Source organism: Ilyomonas limi (assembly GCF_005233845.1).
Taxonomy (GTDB): Bacteria; Bacteroidota; Bacteroidia; order Chitinophagales; family Chitinophagaceae; genus Ilyomonas; species Ilyomonas limi.
The window spans coordinates 193,725-211,762 of record NZ_SZQL01000006.1; the positions used below are offsets into that span (position 1 = coordinate 193,725).

Sequence of the window (18,038 nt, forward strand, 5' to 3'; positions counted from 1 at the left end):
GCCTTCCGGTATGGAAGGCTTTTTCATTTTGTACCTGCAATTGAAAAAACAGATTGCTATTTTTGCGCGCTTTTAATTTGAAAGTAAATCCTTTGCACTCAACAGCAGCACCCATTTTGCAAACCTGCATTAGCCTGCACGCTGATGCTTAACAAAGATAAGTTTATGGAATTAAGTAAAAATTATACACCCGCAGCAATAGAAGATAAGTGGTATCAGCTTTGGTTAAAAAAAGGGTACTTCAACAGCACCCCCGATGAAAGAACGCCCTTTACCGTTGTTATTCCGCCACCAAATGTAACCGGTGTGTTGCACATGGGACATACACTCAACGAAACAGTGCAGGATATATTGGTGCGTAAAGCACGTATGAGCGGCTACAATGCCTGCTGGGTACCGGGCAGCGATCATGCTTCCATTGCTACCGAAGCTAAAGTAGTGCAAATGCTGAAGGAAAAGGGTATTGATAAAAACAGTTTGAGCCGGGAAGCATTTTTGCAATATGCTTTTGAATGGAAAGAAAAATATGGTGGTATTATTTATAGCCAGATTGCAAAGCTGGGCTGCAGCGTGGATTGGAACCGCGTAACCTTTACCATGGACGATCATTACTACAAAGCAGTAATTAAAGTATTTGTAGAAATGTACAACCAGGGCTTATTGTATCGTGGTGCACGAATGATTAACTGGGATGTGCAGGCAAAAACGGCATTGAGCGATGAAGAAGTGGAATACAGAGATATTGAGGGCAAATTATATTATGTAAAGTATAAGATAGTTGATAGTTATGAGATAACTGACGACAGTAATGCTATCAACTATATCACTGTTGCAACACAACGCCCCGAAACCATAATGGGCGATGTGGCAGTGTGTGTAAACCCCAACGATGAGCGCTATACACATTTGCATGGCAAAAAAGTAATGGTGCCATTAATCAATAAAGCAGTACCGGTTATTACAGATGAATATGTGGATCCGGCTTTTGGCACCGGCGCTTTAAAAATTACACCTGCACACGATATTCATGATTACGAGATTGGTTTAAAACACCATTTGGAAGTAATAGACACCCTTACAGAAGATGGAAAAATAAGCGAAGCCGGACAAGTGTTTATAGGACTTGACCGCTTTGAAGCGCGTAAAAGAGCCGTTGAGCAGTTAAAGGAAGAGGGTTTATTAATAAAAGAAGAAGAATATACTACGCGTCTTGGTTTTTCGCAACGCACCAATGTGGTAGTAGAGCCGCGCATTTCAACACAGTGGTTTGTAAGAATGAAAGAATTGGCCGGGCCAGCTTTAGAAGCGGTAACAAGCGGTAACATTGCCATTCACCCTGGCGATAAATTTTTAGCCACTTACAAATACTGGCTGGAGAATGTAAAAGACTGGTGCATCAGCCGGCAGTTATGGTGGGGGCAGCAAATACCTGCCTGGTATGATGAAAACGGAAGAATAATAGTTGCAGAAAATGAAGCAGCAGCAAGGGAATTGTACAGTGGAAAATATGGCGTAAGCAATGCGCAGCTAAGACAAGATGCAGATGTGCTGGATACCTGGTTTTCATCGTGGCTGTGGCCGATAGAAGTGTTTTATGGAATAACAAACCCCGGCAACAAAGACGTTGAATATTATTATCCAACCAATGTATTGGTAACCGGTCAGGATATTATCTTTTTTTGGGTGGCACGTATGATTATGGCAGGTATGCAGTTTAAGCAGGAGAAGCCATTCAGCGATGTATATTTCACCGGCATGGTGCGCGATAAGCTGGGGCGAAAAATGAGTAAAAGTCTCGGCAATAGTCCGGATTTATTGGTGTTAATTGACAAATACGGCGCTGATGCAGTGCGTTTCGGCATTATGATTTCTTCTCCGGCCGGTAACGATTTGCTGTTTGACGAAGCCGCTTTGGAGCAGGGCCGTAATTTCAATAATAAGCTTTGGAATGCAATGAAACTGGTAAAAATGTGGGAAGAAAAACAAGCTGGGAGCAAAAAGGAGCAAACTTTAAGCAACGGGGAAGAAGGTTCGGGCGAGTCCGCTTTTGCTGTGCAGTGGTTTGAAAACCGGTTGAGCGAGGTGAGGGGAGAAGTGGAAGACTTGATGAAAGGATTTAAACTGAGCGAAGCACTCAAGACGATTTATTCACTTATCTGGGATGACTTTTGTAGCTGGTATCTCGAGTGGGTTAAGCCTGGTTTTGAACAGCCGGTTAATGCTGCCATTTATCAAAAAACCATTGCTTTTTTTGATGATCTGCTGCAGTTGCTGCACCCGTTTATGCCGTTTATTACCGAAGAAATTTATCATCTACTGAAAGAAAGAACCGATGATTTGTGTGTAAAACAATTTGCTCCGTTACAACCGGCAAATACAATTATTTTGGCAGAAGGTGCTTTGCTAAAAGCAGCCATTACCACCTTACGCGATGCGAGGAACAAAAACGGATTAAAGCCCAAAGATGCTATTCAATTGTATATTCAATCAGAAAACAGTAATCAGTTCAAGGCTTCTGAGCATATACTTGTAAAACAGGTAAATGCAGAAGGAATTGCTTATACGGAAGAACCGGTGCCGAATACCATTGTGGTAACGCTGGAAAAGGATAAATTTTTTATAGCAGCAGAAAACAAAGTAGATGTAGAGGCATTGAGAAATGAATTGCTCAAGGATATGGAATATCAAAAGAGATTTGTTGAAAGTGTAATGAAAAAGCTAACCAACGAAAAGTTTTTGCAAAACGCAAAACCGGAAGTGGTGGCTTTGGAAAGAAAGAAAAAAATGGATGCGGAAGCACGTATTAAAACTATTGAGGAAAGCTTGATCAACTTGTAATTTGTATTAGTAAAGCCATTAAGGCACTAAATAAAGAACTTGCCTGTCTTAAAGGCAGAAATATAAAAACAATAAGGGTGCTTGATATGTTTCTTCACATATCTATCTTGCTTAATTTTTATATGTTTTCCGTTTTGTAATTTTTCTTATGTTAAGTATTCAGCCGGCTGGTGTTAAAGAAATCTCCCTTATTCGTAAGCTTGCTTACGAGATTTGGCCGGCTGCTTACAATACGATCTTAAGTGCTGGTCAGCTCCAATACGTGCTGCAGCTTATGTACAGCGAGGAAGCATTAATTAATCAAATGAGAGAGGGACAGCAATTTTATATTGCTTACGATAATGGAGTGCCGGCAGGTTTTGCAGCTTTTGGGACTTATGGCGCAACTACTTATAAATTGCATAAAATATATGTGCTTCCGCAAATGCAAGGCAAAGGCACCGGCGGGCAATTGTTGCAATTTGTAATTGAAAAAGTAAAGGAAAATACAGCAACGGCATTAATATTAAATGTAAACCGCCAAAATTCAGCATTACATTTTTATAAAAAAATGGGATTTGAAATAGCGGAAGAAGTGAATATTGATATTGGCAGAGGCTATTTTATGAATGATTACATTATGAAGCTTGCATTATAGTTTTTATCATCATCCAAGTAATATTGAAATGATGCTACCTTACTAACTGCCTTATTTTCATGCCGTCGTACATATTTCAATAACTTGCACCGTTTTTGTTTTACTATTCAAACTGTAAATTTTTTTACATGAAAATAGTAATTATAGGTAGCGGTTTTGCAGGATTAAAACTTGCCCGCAAGCTAAATAACAAGCCGAACGTAGAAGTACTGTTAATTGATAAATATAACTATCACCAATTTCAGCCGCTGTTTTACCAGGTAGCCACGTCATCCCTGGATGCAAGCAATATTTCCTTTCCGCTTCGCAAAGCATTTCAGCATAGCAAAAATGTGCGCATTCGCCTGACTACTGTAACAGATATAGATACAACAAACAACTGTGTAAAGACGGATATAGGTGACTTTGACTATGATGTGCTGGTGCTTGCTACTGGTGCAGATACCAATTTTTTTGGCAACAAGCAAATGCAGGCACTTGCTTACCCGATGAAATCAACAGTAGAAGCATTGCGGCTGCGGCACCACCTGATACAAAACTTTGAAGATGCTCTAAGGGTTAAGAACAATTCTGAAGAATTGAAGCCTTATATGAGTATTGTTATAGTGGGCGGCGGACCTACCGGCGTAGAGTTAAGCGGCGCTATAGCAGAAATGCGCAATAAAATTTTGCCTAAAGATTATCCTGAACTTGATTTTTCTACCATGAAAATCTACCTTGTTGAAGGGAGTCCGAAGACATTGGGGGTGATGAGCGAGAAAAGCAGTGAGCAAAGCTGTAAGTATCTGCACGAACTGGGTGTAACGGTAATAAACAATACGGTAGTAAAAGAATTTGACGGGTACAAAGTAACCTTATCTACCGGAGAAACCATTGAGACAAAAACAGTAATATGGGCTGCAGGTGTAAAAGGAAATATTCCGGGCGGTATTGATCCAACGCTGGTAGTGCGGGGCAACCGTATAAAAGTGGACCGTTACAATAAGATATTGGGCTTTAATAATGTATATGCTATAGGTGATGTGGCCAGTATGGAAACGCCTAAATATCCAACCGGGCATCCACAATTGGCAAATGTGGCCATAACACAGGGCAAATTGTTAGCAAAAAACCTGCTGAAAATCAGCTCAGGCAGCAGGGAGCCGCTGGAAGAATATGAGTACCACGATAAAGGAAGCCTGGCAACGGTGGGACGTAACCGCGCTGTTGTGGACATTCCGCATCCCAAAATACACATTGGCGGCTTTTTAGCCTGGGTTTTCTGGATGAGTCTTCACTTGTTTTTGATTGTAGGCGTAAAAAACCGTGTGCAGATTTTTATTAATTGGATGTATAAGTATTTCACATTCGACCAGAATTTGCGCCTGATCTTTAGAGGACTTGGCATTACTGATAATGCACAGTTACCACAGCATCAGCTACCAACCGTACAGCAACATTTGCAAACATTGATACCTGATGAAAAAGCTGGTGTACCGGTAACACAATCTAATCAGGTAGTAACACCGTCACCGGCGCAAGTACCTACGCAACCTGCTTCAGCAACATCTGTAGCAAAGGTGGTAGTATAAACATAGAAACTGTTTACTTTTTACCTATTTTTAAAAGCACATTGGCTGGCAGATACACCAGCCAATGTGCTAATATTATTTTATTAGTAGGTTCAATTCTTTAAGCAGTCATAAAACCTGTATACAAAAATCAAAGTAGTTTTTTCCTATAATTTATATTATGTTAAGTTTAGAAAAGTATCTACTATCCGGCTGCTGTCGGTAGACCAAATTAGAAAGCTGTATTTTTATTGATGTACTTATTATCAAACAACATGCTCCCATATCTTTAAACAAACTTATAAGCAAGCTGCAAACCGGAAAGTAATGGGCGTTGCAGTCCTTTGTGCTGTACCAGTATTTTAAACTTGCTGCCCATATCGAGCATAAGCGTACTAACAAATTGTAAGTTTTTTTGCTTTTCTGCAGCGTTGTAATCTCTACTTTCCTCCATTGCTCTGAGGTAATGTACCAGGCCAAGAGTGCGCAGAAAATTTGCCTGATTGGTAAATCCGGTACACGTAAGTCCATTTTTGGTGCCCCACTGGTTTAAAGCTGAAAAATTTACATGTGCTGTAATATCCTGCTTCCCAATATTACTATAAACCTTGTCATTGATCTCATGCTTATAATAACAAACTATAGAACCCTGGCTCCTTTTTGGCTGATAAAATTCGGCTGAGGAGTATCCATAATCTATGGTAAGCACAAATCCCTTTTGTAGTGCATTGGCTACTGTGGTGATCCACTCTGTGGCTTGCAGATTTATTTCGGTGCGAAATCCTTTTGGCAGCTTTACATTCAGTTCCTCCAAATAATTTTTAAGTGCTGTGGAGGCAGGTTTTAGCACTTCTATAAAGCCATCCAGATAATCCACAAAAACTTCCATCAGCTCATCTTCCATTATTACCTGGTGTACCGGAAAATTATCTACCAACTCGTTGGACAAAACACATCCGCAAACTTCCGGGATCTCCTCAATAGCATCATACCAATATACTTTATCCTGTAAAATCATTTTTTCCTTTTGGCGCATCACTTCACTTTTTTCTATAATACAGTAAGTAAGATGCTCGTATAAATCTTTATTGTTCTGCAGGTAATTTAAAATATCCCGGCAAAGCACACCAGTTCCGGCCCCGTATTCAACAATAGTAAATGGCTTTTTATCCAGCAGGTGCCACATTTCCTCCAACTGTTTGGCAACCATTTCGCCAAAAAGGCGGGTATAATGAGGTGTGGTGTAATAATCGCCCGATATGCCAATTTTTTCCGCATTGGAAGTATAATAACCTAAAGCAGGATAATACAAAGTGATGTCCATAAAATCACGAAAGCTGATAGGTCCTTCCTCACGTATTTTTTGAATGATAATTTCAGATAACACCATGTTTTTAATCGGTTTAATTCAAAATATCCAATTCTATTCGCCAATTTATTTTGTTAAGATAGAAACTACAGGAAGACGCCTTTGCATCTACTCATCTGCAAAAAAAAGCCGCTCCTTAAAGCGGCTTTTGTATAAAAGTTCAGCAATACTACATTTTGTATTTTCCATGCTCGGCATCAAATTGTTTAAATTTGGCGTCATACTTATCGTAATCTTTAGTAGCAGCAGCCGAATTAGTTCCTTTTGTTTGCTCTCTTTTCCACATATACAGGTTGGCTAAATAGTCCACTGCATGATCCAAAGAATTAGCTTCAATTCTGTCGCGGTCTGTTTTTGCTTTCAGTATCTCATACCCCTTTTCAAGCCATGCGATAGCCGAATCGGCATACACCTGTTGTTGCTTTTCCACCTCTGTGCGTTGTGTCTTCAAAGCAGCACTTTCACCGCGAAGAGCATAACGTCTATCTTCCAGATCGTTGAAAATATTATAATTCAGCAAACCGGCATTGTAAGCATAAATACCCTGGTTAGGATTTTGGTTAAAAGCGCGCTTGTAAATGCCTGCCGCTGTAAGCTTGTATTGTACTTGTTTGTTACTGTCTAAGCTTTGCAACTGCTGCGGGTTGGCAAAAGTCTCTGCATAATTTACCAACTGGTCTTCTGTTAAAGTGGTAGCCGAATCCTGCTGATATTTTGTCATAATCTGATCTAAGGATGCGTTCTGGCTCATGTTGCTCATTTCCATTTGAGACCACAAATTTGCCTTGTCGGGGTACAACTCTTTTGCAATGGCTAAGTACTTTGTAAACTTTTCAGGCTGGTTCATTTTAGAATAATCATCCAGCATGTATTGATACATAGGCTGCAGATCGGCTCCACCTGTTTTCAGATCGGCCAACTTTTCGTAATAAGCTACAGCACTATCCGGCTTCCCCATATTTTGGGCAGCATAGCCAGTGTACAGAACAGTAAAAGTGTCAATAAGAGATTTATTGGAATTAAATCCGTTTTTATTGATAAACTCACTCAATTCTGTTGCACGCTTAAATTCCTGAAAAGCTTCCGGCCATTTACTCTCGGTGAAGTATTTCTTACCATTGTTGAAAGAAGCTGAATATAACCAGGCGAGACCGTTGATAGCTGCACTAGCATTACCTTCTTTCAGCATCTTCAGCGAAGGATCTTTTTGTAAATACGTATTAAATGCAGCCATAGACTGTTGAGCAGCATCCGGATATTTGCCGGTTAAGGCACTATCGGCATACAGCTGGCCGTAAATAGCAGCTTTCCACAGGTATGTTTCTGGCTTATCCTGTGCTTTGCTGTCGGTACTGAGCTTGTCAATATCACTTTTAGCATCTTCATATTTTTTAAGCTGATAATTCAGCATAACCTTGCTGTAGTCCTGCGCTGTAGCTGCAATGGCAAAGGCGGCAAACAATAAAAAAAGAAAGGTTTTTTTCATATACTTGGTTGATTATTAATGTTCTCAGGTTATTAGTTGAAACTTTTATTCAATTGTTGTATCGGCCACATCAGTATCTGAAGCAGGTTGCGTTGTATCTGGCAATGCTTCATCTGTGATTTCGGCTATTTCATTTTCAATAACTTCCTCTTCTTCAATGGTTGAAATGGCTGCAATTTCGTCGCCTTCATCCAATCTTATCAGGATAACACCTTGGGTATTTCTGCCGGCTTCTTTAATGTTTACAACCGGTGTACGTAAGGTAATGCCCGATTTACAGGTGATGATTAGATCTTCTTTTTCGCTAACGTTTAATATACCTACTAACTTTCCGGTTTTTTCAGTAACATTTATCGTTTTCACACCTTTACCACCCCTATTGGTTATGCGGTAAACATCCTCCCCTTCGCTCACCAGCGGCGTACGCTTGCCGTAGCCTTTTTCGCTTACTACCAGGATGGTTTTTGAAGCGTCCTCCTTATTAACACATATCATACCAATTACCTCATCTGTACCGTCTTCTACGTCAATTCCTTGCACACCAATAGCACCACGCCCGGTAGAGCGAACTTTGCTCTCGGGGAAGCGGATAGCACGGCCACTTTTTACCGCCATCATTATCTCGTTATTGCCGTTTGTCATTTGCACCTGCAGCAGTTCATCACCATCTACAACGGTTATTGCATTTACACCATTCTGGCGCGGACGGCTAAACTCTTCGAGTAAGGTTTTCTTGATAATGCCTTTTTTAGTACAGAGCAAAATGTAATGACTATTAATGTATTCTTTATCGTCTAAATTCTTAACATCAATAATTGCTTTTACTTTGTCGTCTGCCGGTATTTGTATCAGATTCTGAATGGCGCGACCTTTGCCCGACTTTTCACCTTCGGGTATTTCGTATACTTTTAGCCAGTAGCAACGGCCCTTTTCGGTAAAGAATAAAAGTGTATGATGGGTAGAAGCTACAAACAAATGTTCTACGTAATCTTCTTCCCTGGTTTTGCTGCCAATAGCACCCCGGCCGCCACGGCGTTGCTGCCGGTACTCAGTAGCCGATGTTCTTTTGATATATCCTAAATGCGAGATGGTAATAATTACATTTTCATCTTCAATCAGGTCTTCAATGCGCATTTCGTCGGCGAGGTATTGGATTTCGCTTTTACGGGTATCGCCAAATTTTTCCTTTATTTCTAATAATTCAGTCTTAATTAAATCGTATCGCAGGTCTTCACTACCCAGCAAAGCAGTAAGTCTGGCGATGGTGCGCATAATATCGTTAAATTCATCTACAATCTTGTCCCGCTCCATACCCGTAAGGCGCTGCAGGCGCAATTCCAGTATGGCTTTTGCCTGCGCTTCGCTTAATCCAGCCTCCTGGTTGTAAAAAGTTTGATCTATTTCGGCAAAAAGCGACTCATTCAGATACCAGTTTTCTTCCCTGCTTTTATTGATTAAAGTCTCTTTTGCTTCATCAGGCGTGCGGCTGTCGCGAATGAGGCGGATGACTTCATCCAAATGGTCGAGCGCTTTGAGATAACCTTCCAACAGGTGTGCGCGTTCTTTGGCTTTACGCAATTCAAATTTAGTGCGGCGTATCACCACATCCATTCTAAACTCTACAAACTCACTGATTAAATCTTTGAGGTTCAATATGCGCGGCCGCCCTTTGCTCAGCGCCACGTTATTGATACCATAGCTTGTTTGCAGCTCGGTAAACTTGAATAAATGATTAATAACAACATTAGCAATAGCATCCCTTTTCAAATCCACTACAATGCGGGTGCCTTCGCGGTTATTACTCTCATTGTTTACGTGCGCAATGCCATCAATTATCTTATCATTTACCAGCTGTCCAATCTTATCGGTCAAGGCATCGAGCCCCACCTGGTAAGGTACAGCAGTAATAATGATCTGCTCGCGGCCACTTTGCTTTGTTTCAATGTGGCATTTACCACGCACCACTACCCTGCCGCGCCCCGTCATCATGGCTTGTTTTACCCCTTCCATACCATAAATAACGCCGCCGGTGGGGAAGTCGGGCGCTTTTACATACTGCATCAATTCTTCAATCTCAATGGCGCGGTTTTCAATATAAGCCACGCAGCCGTCAATTGCTTCACTCAGGTTATGCGGCATCATATTGGTAGCCATACCTACAGCAATACCGCTACTGCCGTTTACCAGTAGTTGTGGTATGCGGGTAGGTAAAACGGTTGGTTCATTTAGCGAATCGTCAAAATTGAGCTGAAAGTCAACGGTTTCCTTTTCAATATCTTCCAGCATAGCTTCGGCAATGCGCTCCAGACGTACTTCGGTATAACGCATGGCAGCCGGCGGGTCGCCATCCTGGTTGCCAAAATTTCCCTGCCCATCTACCATCGTATAGCGCATTGTCCATTCCTGCGCCATACGCACTAAGGTATCGTAAATAGAAGCGTCGCCGTGCGGGTGGTATTTACCCATCACCTCTCCCACTATACGCGCCGCTTTTTTGTATGCTTTATTGCTGTTGTTGCCCAGTTCGTTCATCGCGTATAGTACGCGGCGATGCACGGGCTTAAATCCGTCACGTATATCCGGCAGGGCTCGGCCTACAATTACCGACATTGAATAGTCAATGTAGGCGGTTTTCATTTGCTCCTCAATATTTACCTGGATAATACGGTCGTTGTCGTTTGTTTCTAACGGAGTAATCTGATTCTCTTCCATGAAATGGTACTGCTTGAATGCAAGCTGTTTATACTAAATATTAAAGCTACAAAAGTAACGTTTTCGGGGCAGTATTGCTAATATAAAACGCTTTTTTAACGGCGCTTTTTTGGCTGTTGTAGGCAGCGAGTGAGGTGTTTGATTTTTAAAATGATTGGTGAAATGTTTTCTCGAAAACGGAGGTGAAAGGCAGTCTCATCATGCCATCCAACCGGAGGCGAGCCGACCTGACGATGCTACGTTGTTACTTTAAGAGTACACATAAAACTAATGCTAACTTAAAACGCTCAACGCTCTCTGTTATGCAAACAGATTGGGTTCTTTATTAATGGCATAGAATTTATTCATTAAAACATAAATCATTTTAAAGCACAAACAATCTTCTATGGAAACCACTGAAAAGCAACCGGTAAAAGAGAAGTTTTACTTTCAGGTAGCGCCCAACGTTTGGGGCACAAAAGACATTTTTGTAAATATTTACATGATTAAAGATTCGGAAAGCGATAAGTGGGTATTGGTAGATGCCGGATTAAAAACCAGTGCCGGCAAAATTAAAAAGATGGCTGCCGATTTATTTGGCGAAGACAACAAGCCCAAAGCCATTATTATGACACACGGGCATTTTGATCATGTAGGTTCATTGGAAATATTGGCTAACCAATGGCATGTGCCGGTGTACGCACATTATCTGGAGCTTCCTTACCTTACAGGTAAATCTTCGTACCCCCCACTTGATCCTACCGTTGGCGGCGGACTCATGTCAACCATGGCATTTTTGTATTCTACCAAACCTGTGGATGTAAGCAGTTTCATTACTGCACTGCCTGAAGATGGAACCATACCTGTGTTGCCGGGGTGGCGCTGGATACATACACCAGGCCATACACCGGGGCATATTAGTTTATTCAGAGACGAAGATAAAGTGCTGATTGCAGGTGATGCTTTTGTAACCACCAAAGCTGAGTCGGCATTGAGTACTGCCTTGCAGAAAAAGCTGGTTTCAGGGCCGCCGGCGTATGCTACAACCGACTGGGTAGCGGCATATAACTCGGTAAAAAAACTGCTGCTTCTGCAACCTGAAACGGCAGCTACCGGACACGGCAAGCCGATGTATGGCACCGAACTATTACGTCAATTGCTTGATTTATATGAACATTTTGACGAAATAGGTATTCCGGAACACGGAAGGTATGTAAAAGAAGCTGCAGTGCAAGATGCAAACGGTATATTGTATGTACCGCCAATGAGCGCGGAAGACAATTATAAGAAATGGATTTATATAACCAGCGCAGCTTTATTTGCAGCTTCTATTTTGTTGGTTACAACACGGAAAAAGAAGAAGAGATTTTCCTTACTGAAATAATAGGTTGTGGAAATGAGAAGCCATCGTAAATGAATGAAATTACGATGGCTTTTTTTATCTCTTTTACTTCCTCAACTCCACCACCCACATTTGCTTTGCAGGTATTTTAAAAGCTGGCAACACTTCCTGTCTGGTAAGTACATTACGTCCACCGCTAAAACCAGTGGTACGCTCCGGATAATTATCAAAGCTCACTGCCTTCTCTGTATCGCTGGTATTCATAATGCACATGATTGTTTGTGTATCGGTATATCTGAAATACACATACAAGCCATCCACCGGAATATATTGCATCAGCTTGCCTTGCGTAAGCGCCGGCGATGTTTTACGGAAGTTAGCCAAGGTTCTTATCAATTGCTGCACACTTAATGCCGTATCGCTTACTCCTTTACCGGTAAAAGCACTTGCTGTATCGCCATTCCAGCCGCCGGGAAAATCCAATCGCACCCAGCCATCAGGATTGGTAACGCCTTTCATCAGCACTTCATCGCCATAATACATTTGCGGAATACCACGACTCGTAAGTAACCATTCAAAACCCATTTTATCTTTTGCCACATCTTCATTCACTACCGAAAACCAGCGGCTTAAATCGTGGTTATCTAAGAAAATGCAATTGCGGCTGGCATCTTTATACAGGAAATCGTTACTTAAAGTCTGATACAATTTCATCACGCCATCTGTCCAGCCAAAAGGTTGCATGAGCGCAGGTTGTATGCCGTAAAAAAGGGTTTGAAAATCGGTAACACCGGGCAGATTGCTTTTGAACGGCGCATTAATCGTATTATCTGCAAAATAAGCCTGGTTAGCCGTGCCGTGCACCCAGGTTTCACCAAACATGGTGATTTTTGGAAATTCATCCAGCAATGCCTGATTGCAGCGGTTCATAAAGGGTAAATCGTTATAAATATAGGTATCAATGCGCCAGCCATCTACGCCAAATGTTTCTACGCTCCAAATGGCATGCTGTATTAAATAATTGGCTACATACGGGTTACTTTGGTTAAGGTCAGGCATTTGAGTAGTAAACCAACCATCTGCTAATTGCTTCTCCTGGCTTTTAGCACCGTGCGGGTCAAAAGCCGTTTGTTCGCGGTAATTGGTTTGCGTGAATGTAGTCCATTGATGCAGCCAATCTTTCATGGGCGGGTCCTGTACCGTAAAATGATACAAGCCCACGTGATTGTACACAGCATCCTGTATCAGTTTCATGCCGCGCCGGTGCAACGAATCACTTAATGCTATATACTTTTCAGCACCGCCAAAGCGTGGCTCTATTACATAATGGTTGGTAAAAGCATAACCATGCTCGGTGCGGTTGGGCATGTCATTTTCCAGCACCGGCGTCATCCACAAAGTAGTTACACCTAAATGTTGCAAATAATCTAAGTGATTAATTACGCCCTGCAAATCGCCGCCATGCCGCAAAAAAATAGAATCGCGGTTGAGCGATTGATCACGCATACCTGCAATCCGGTCGTTGGTAGTATCGCCGTTGCTAAAGCGATCGGGCATTAAAAGATAAACAAAATCAGATGCATTCACACCTTGCGCAAACTGCGTTCCGTTGCCGGTGCGGCGCTTCTTCAATTCATAATTGACAGTAAAAGTGCTGTCGTTTTTCTTAATAACAATCCTGCAAATACCTGGCTTTGCAGTAGATGCAATTTTTACATCCAAAAACAAATAATTCCTGTTCTCTACTTTGTTGGTTTTGATTAATGCAACTCCGGGATACGACAAACTTACAGTTGCGCCAGATGCAATATTGGGATGATGCACCATCAACTGCAGGTTTTGATTTTTCATTCCCACAAACCAATTAGTAGGATATACTTCTATTGATGATTGTGCAAATGCATACAGGTTACATACAATCAACCCAATAACAAACAAATATTTTTTATTTTTTAGCATAGATAAAATAAATTTTTTTGGACTCCGAAGACACAACGAATGCAAAGGTGTACAAACCTGCCTGTTGGCTACAGCGAAGAACAAGGAATAATACAGTAATATTTGTGTTACTTTATCTCTTTGCACCTCCGTGGTTCAATACTTATATATTTTTAGTCCGCAGCAGTATTTGCCAGTTCTATATCTTCTGTAATTTCTTTGGCGGTTTCGGCGTGGTCTTCTTTTACTATCACATTCAGCAAACCGGCAATAATCATAGAGATGCCGCCCACCAGCAAGGCATAAATGCTTTGGTCGTTAAAAACGCTTTTTACAATAAAGCCTAAAATAGCAGCCGCTAATATTTGCGGAATAACAATAAAAAAATTGAATACACCCATATAAAAACCCATTTTACTGGCGGGCAACGCACCTGCAAGAATGGCGTACGGCATAGTAAGTGTAGAAGCCCATGCCAGCCCGATGAGCACCATAGAAAGCAATAATGTTTGATGGTCTTTTATAAAAAAAATGGAAATAAAGCCAATGCCACCTACTACCAAACAAAGCAGGTGGGTAAAACGGCGGCTTATTTTGGCGGCAAGCATCGGCAGCAGGAAAGCAGCGATTGCCGAAACACCATTATATACCATAAACATTACGCCCACCCAATCGCCCGCATCTTGAAACGCTTTTGAAGTGGTATCGGTAGTGCCGTACACATTTTGCGCAACGGCTGCGGTAGTATAAATCCACATGGAAAAAAAAGCAAGCCAGGTAAAAAACTGCACAATTGCGAGTTGCAGCATTGTTGGCGGCATAGCGCCAATGCCACGTACAATTTCTCCAAAAGCATGCGCCACCCCTTTGGATTGTTTTTTCTCCTGTTCCCATGCCTGCATATTTTCGGGCGGATATTCTTTGGAAGTAAAAACCGTCCACATTACAGCAGCTAAATAAATAAAACCACCAATGTAAAAAGAATATTTTACTGAATTGGGTATAACACCTTCCGGAGCTGTATTGGGAATATTAAATACATTGGTAAAAATATAGGGTAGCAATGATGCGATAACTGCTCCCAGCCCAATGAAAAAAGTTTGCATAGCAAAGCCGGTAGTGCGTTGCGAAGCGGGCAGCTTATCGCCTACAAATGCCCTGAACGGCTCCATAGATATATTAATGGAAGCATCCAACACCCACAGCAGCAAAGCCGCCATCCACAGCATATAGGAATTAGGCATCAGAAACAGCGCCAGCGAAGCCAGGATGGCACCTATAAAAAAGAAAGGGCGCCGCCTGCCCCAGAACGGGTGCCACGTTCTGTCGCTAATGTAACCGATAATAGGCTGAACAACCAAACCGGTAAATGGCGCGGCAATCCAGAGAATAGCAATTTTATCTAAATCGGCACCCAGCGTTTGAAAGATACGGCTGACGTTGGCATTCTGCAGTGCAAAGCCAAACTGAATACCAAAAAATCCAAAACTCATATTGAAGAGCTGCCCGATAGAAAGTGCAGGCTTTGGAGTGCCTGCAGCATTGGTTGGAAGGGATACGGCCATAAGCAATCGTTTAATGGAACAAATATGGATAAAAAAATGGATTGCTCCTTTGATTACTTTTAATTATTACGGCATACACCTTACATTTGCTCCACTTTAAAAAATAACCTATGTCTGTTTTGGTAAATAAAGACTCCAAAGTAATTGTACAAGGCTTTACCGGTACCGAAGGTACCTTTCATGCATCACAAATGATTGAATATGGGACCAACGTAGTAGGCGGTGTAACGCCGGGCAAAGGCGGCAGCACGCATTTGGACCGTCCTGTATTTAATACCGTTGCCGATGCAGTGAAAGCAACGGGCGCTAATGTAAGTATCATATTTGTACCACCGGCGTTTGCCGCCGATGCGATTATGGAAAGCGCTGATGCGGGTATTGCGCTGATTGTATGTATTACCGAAGGTATTCCAACACAGGACATGGTAAAAGTGAAAAACTATCTTAAAAGTTACTCTTCCAGGTTAATTGGTCCAAACTGCCCCGGCGTAATTACAGCTGGCGAAGCCAAAGTAGGCATTATGCCCGGCTTTATTTTTAAGCCTGGTAAAATAGGTATTGTATCTAAAAGCGGTACGCTTACTTATGAAGCTGCTGACCAGGCGGTGAAAGCGGGCTTAGGCATTAGCACCGCTATTGGCATTGGCGGTGACCCGATTATTGGTACAACCACCAAAGAAGCAGTTGAATTATTAATGAATGATGAAGAAACGGAAGGCATTATTATGATAGGTGAGATTGGCGGCGGCATGGAAGCCGAAGCTGCCCGCTGGATAAAAGAAAATGGTAAAAAGCCGGTAGTTGGTTTCATTGCCGGACAAACCGCGCCTCCCGGCAGACGCATGGGACACGCCGGTGCTATTGTAGGCGGCGCTGAAGATACCGCTGCGGCAAAAATGCGCATTATGGAAGAATGTGGCATTCATGTGGTTGCCAGCCCGGCTGATATTGGTAAGACCATGGCTGCGGCTTTGAAGAAATAAATGTTTTCACATTAATATATTACGCTCTGCAGATTCTGTGGAGCGTTTTTGTTTTTGATAAACCAGTACAGGCTCTTAAGATTATACGAAAGACCTTAACCTTAAAATGCTTAGACCAAAGCCCTGTGTTATCATTTGAATATGTCTATCCCTCTTGTCAATTAACAATATTCCACTTTTAATATTCAATATCTTCCCTTACCTTCGCCGCCCGAAATTTTATTTTTTAATTAAACAAACAACAGGGTAATGAACAATTACGAATTGATGGTGATTTTTACCCCTGTGCTTTCTGAAGACGAATTTAAAAACGTTCAGAAAAAGTACACCGATTTCATTACAGAAAACGGTGGAACAATCGTGCACAGCAACCCCTGGGGATTAAAATCACTGGCGTATCCTATCCAGAAAAAAACCACCGGTATCTACTGGGTTCTGGAATACAGCGCGCCATCCAGCTTCAATGAGAAGTTAAAGATCCAGATTTTACGTGATGAGCAAATTATGCGCTTCATGTACACTGCACTCGACAAATACGCCGTTGAGTACAATGCTAAAAAGAGAAGTGGCGTACCTACACAGGTAGATAAACTGGAGGAGGTAAACAATGGCTAAAGCCAACGAAATCAAATACCTGACCGCCATTAAACAGGAAAAGCCAAAGAAAAAATTCTGCCGCTTTAAGAAATATGGCATCAAGTACGTGGATTACAAAGACGTAGAGTTCTTGAAGAAATTTATCAATGAGCAAGGTAAATTGTTGCCTCGCCGTTTGACCGGTAATTCTTTGAAATACCAGCGCAAAGTATCTGATGCGGTAAAGAAAGCCCGCCAAATGGCACTGCTGCCTTACGTAACAGATTTGTTGAAATAGCTTTGTCAATTGTGAATAGTGAGTTGTAAATAAAGCGCTCGATTATGATTTTTCACACAGCCACCTCATCCTCCATTGACAATTCACAAAAACACTTACAATCATTAGTCACCATTCCCTAATCCCGATGCAATCGGGAGACAGCACCAAACAGTTGGGCTCTTGGGAACTAAAATTTTAAAAACCATGCAGGTTATATTAATTCAGGATGTAGATAATTTGGGAGGCGCCAACGAATTGGCTACTGTAAAAAACGGTTATGCCCGTAACTATCTCATTCCAAAAAAGCTGGCGGTAGAAGCTAATGCTTCTAATCTTCGCCAGTTGGAAGAAAAACAAAAAGTAAAAGCAAAGAAAGAAGCCGCTATGCTGGCTGAAATAAACAAGGTAATTGCTGTGTTGAAGGAATCGCCGGTAAAAGTATCTGCTAAAACCGGCACCAGCGGTAAGATATTCGGCAGCATTACTGCTTTGCAAATCGCCCGTGCTATCCGCGACCAGAAAGGTTACGAGATAGACCGCAAGCGCATTCATATTTTAGATGAAGTAAAAGAATTAGGCACCTACAAAGCTTCTGTAGATTTTGGTAATGGCAACACTACCGAAATTGAATTTGAAGTAACAGGTGAATAAAGAGTTTATACTACTTATATATCTAACCCGCAATAGTCTTATTGCGGGTTTTTTATTGTATGAACTGGATTTAAAGGATTGTTGGGATAGATAGGATTGGATGAAAGTAAGCGTTTGTCAAAATGGAGCTTG

At 41.7% G+C, this 18,038-nt stretch carries 13 protein-coding genes; 8 read left to right on the plus strand and 5 right to left on the minus strand.

The window, feature by feature from the left end:
• The first annotated feature begins 165 nt into the window (after positions 1–165).
• The 3 genes from FC093_RS09700 to FC093_RS09710 all read left to right on the plus strand — a co-directional run bounded on the left by FC093_RS09700 (position 166) and on the right by FC093_RS09710 (position 5,046).
• The gene (locus tag FC093_RS09700; RefSeq protein WP_137261577.1) at positions 166–2,838 is read left to right on the plus strand and encodes a valine--tRNA ligase; all 2,673 of its coding nucleotides are present in this window, start codon (positions 166–168) and stop codon (positions 2,836–2,838) included.
• Between the two features lie 148 nt (positions 2,839–2,986).
• Positions 2,987–3,475 carry a GNAT family N-acetyltransferase gene (locus FC093_RS09705; RefSeq protein ID WP_137261578.1) on the plus strand — a complete coding sequence of 163 codons (489 nt, stop codon included), beginning with the start codon at positions 2,987–2,989 and terminating at the stop codon, positions 3,473–3,475.
• 128 nt (positions 3,476–3,603) lie between these two features.
• The gene (locus FC093_RS09710) at positions 3,604–5,046 is read left to right on the plus strand and encodes an NAD(P)/FAD-dependent oxidoreductase (RefSeq protein ID WP_137261579.1); all 1,443 of its coding nucleotides are present in this window, start codon (positions 3,604–3,606) and stop codon (positions 5,044–5,046) included.
• A gap of 268 nt (positions 5,047–5,314) precedes the next feature.
• Here FC093_RS09710 and FC093_RS09715 read toward each other — a convergent pair whose 3' ends face one another.
• The 3 genes from FC093_RS09715 to gyrA all read right to left on the minus strand — a co-directional run bounded on the left by FC093_RS09715 (position 5,315) and on the right by gyrA (position 10,592).
• Positions 5,315–6,415 carry a class I SAM-dependent methyltransferase gene (locus FC093_RS09715; RefSeq protein WP_137261580.1) on the minus strand — a complete coding sequence of 367 codons (1,101 nt, stop codon included), beginning with the start codon at positions 6,413–6,415 and terminating at the stop codon, positions 5,315–5,317.
• Positions 6,416–6,563: 148 nt separating this feature from the next.
• The gene (locus FC093_RS09720; protein WP_137261581.1) at positions 6,564–7,880 is read right to left on the minus strand and encodes a hypothetical protein; all 1,317 of its coding nucleotides are present in this window, start codon (positions 7,878–7,880) and stop codon (positions 6,564–6,566) included.
• Between the two features lie 45 nt (positions 7,881–7,925).
• Positions 7,926–10,592, minus strand: a complete 2,667-nt coding sequence (gyrA, locus tag FC093_RS09725; protein ID WP_137261582.1) for a DNA gyrase subunit A — start codon at positions 10,590–10,592, stop codon at positions 7,926–7,928.
• A 385-nt stretch (positions 10,593–10,977) separates the two neighbouring features.
• On the opposite strand from gyrA, the gene FC093_RS09730 reads away from it, so the two are divergent.
• A complete protein-coding gene (locus tag FC093_RS09730; RefSeq protein WP_137261583.1) occupies positions 10,978–11,955 on the plus strand; it encodes an MBL fold metallo-hydrolase in 978 nt (325 codons plus the stop codon).
• Positions 11,956–12,018: 63 nt separating this feature from the next.
• Here FC093_RS09730 and FC093_RS09735 read toward each other — a convergent pair whose 3' ends face one another.
• Both FC093_RS09735 and FC093_RS09740 read right to left on the minus strand, forming a co-directional pair.
• Positions 12,019–13,872 carry an alpha-amylase family glycosyl hydrolase gene (locus FC093_RS09735; protein WP_137261584.1) on the minus strand — a complete coding sequence of 618 codons (1,854 nt, stop codon included), beginning with the start codon at positions 13,870–13,872 and terminating at the stop codon, positions 12,019–12,021.
• 152 nt (positions 13,873–14,024) lie between these two features.
• A complete protein-coding gene (locus FC093_RS09740; protein ID WP_206106543.1) occupies positions 14,025–15,416 on the minus strand; it encodes an MFS transporter in 1,392 nt (463 codons plus the stop codon).
• 110 nt (positions 15,417–15,526) lie between these two features.
• Between FC093_RS09740 and sucD the strand changes: the two genes are divergently transcribed.
• The 4 genes from sucD (at position 15,527) to rplI (ending at position 17,906) form a co-directional block, all read left to right on the plus strand.
• A complete protein-coding gene (sucD, locus tag FC093_RS09745) occupies positions 15,527–16,399 on the plus strand; it encodes a succinate--CoA ligase subunit alpha (RefSeq protein WP_137261585.1) in 873 nt (290 codons plus the stop codon).
• 249 nt (positions 16,400–16,648) lie between these two features.
• Positions 16,649–17,014, plus strand: coding sequence for a 30S ribosomal protein S6 (gene rpsF / locus FC093_RS09750; protein WP_137261586.1), 366 nt, complete (start codon positions 16,649–16,651; stop codon positions 17,012–17,014).
• Positions 17,007–17,273, plus strand: a complete 267-nt coding sequence (rpsR, locus tag FC093_RS09755) for a 30S ribosomal protein S18 (RefSeq protein ID WP_137261587.1) — start codon at positions 17,007–17,009, stop codon at positions 17,271–17,273. Before rpsF ends, rpsR begins: the two co-directional genes overlap by 8 nt.
• A gap of 186 nt (positions 17,274–17,459) precedes the next feature.
• The gene (gene rplI, locus FC093_RS09760; protein ID WP_137261588.1) at positions 17,460–17,906 is read left to right on the plus strand and encodes a 50S ribosomal protein L9; all 447 of its coding nucleotides are present in this window, start codon (positions 17,460–17,462) and stop codon (positions 17,904–17,906) included.
• The last annotated feature ends 132 nt before the right edge of the window (positions 17,907–18,038 follow it).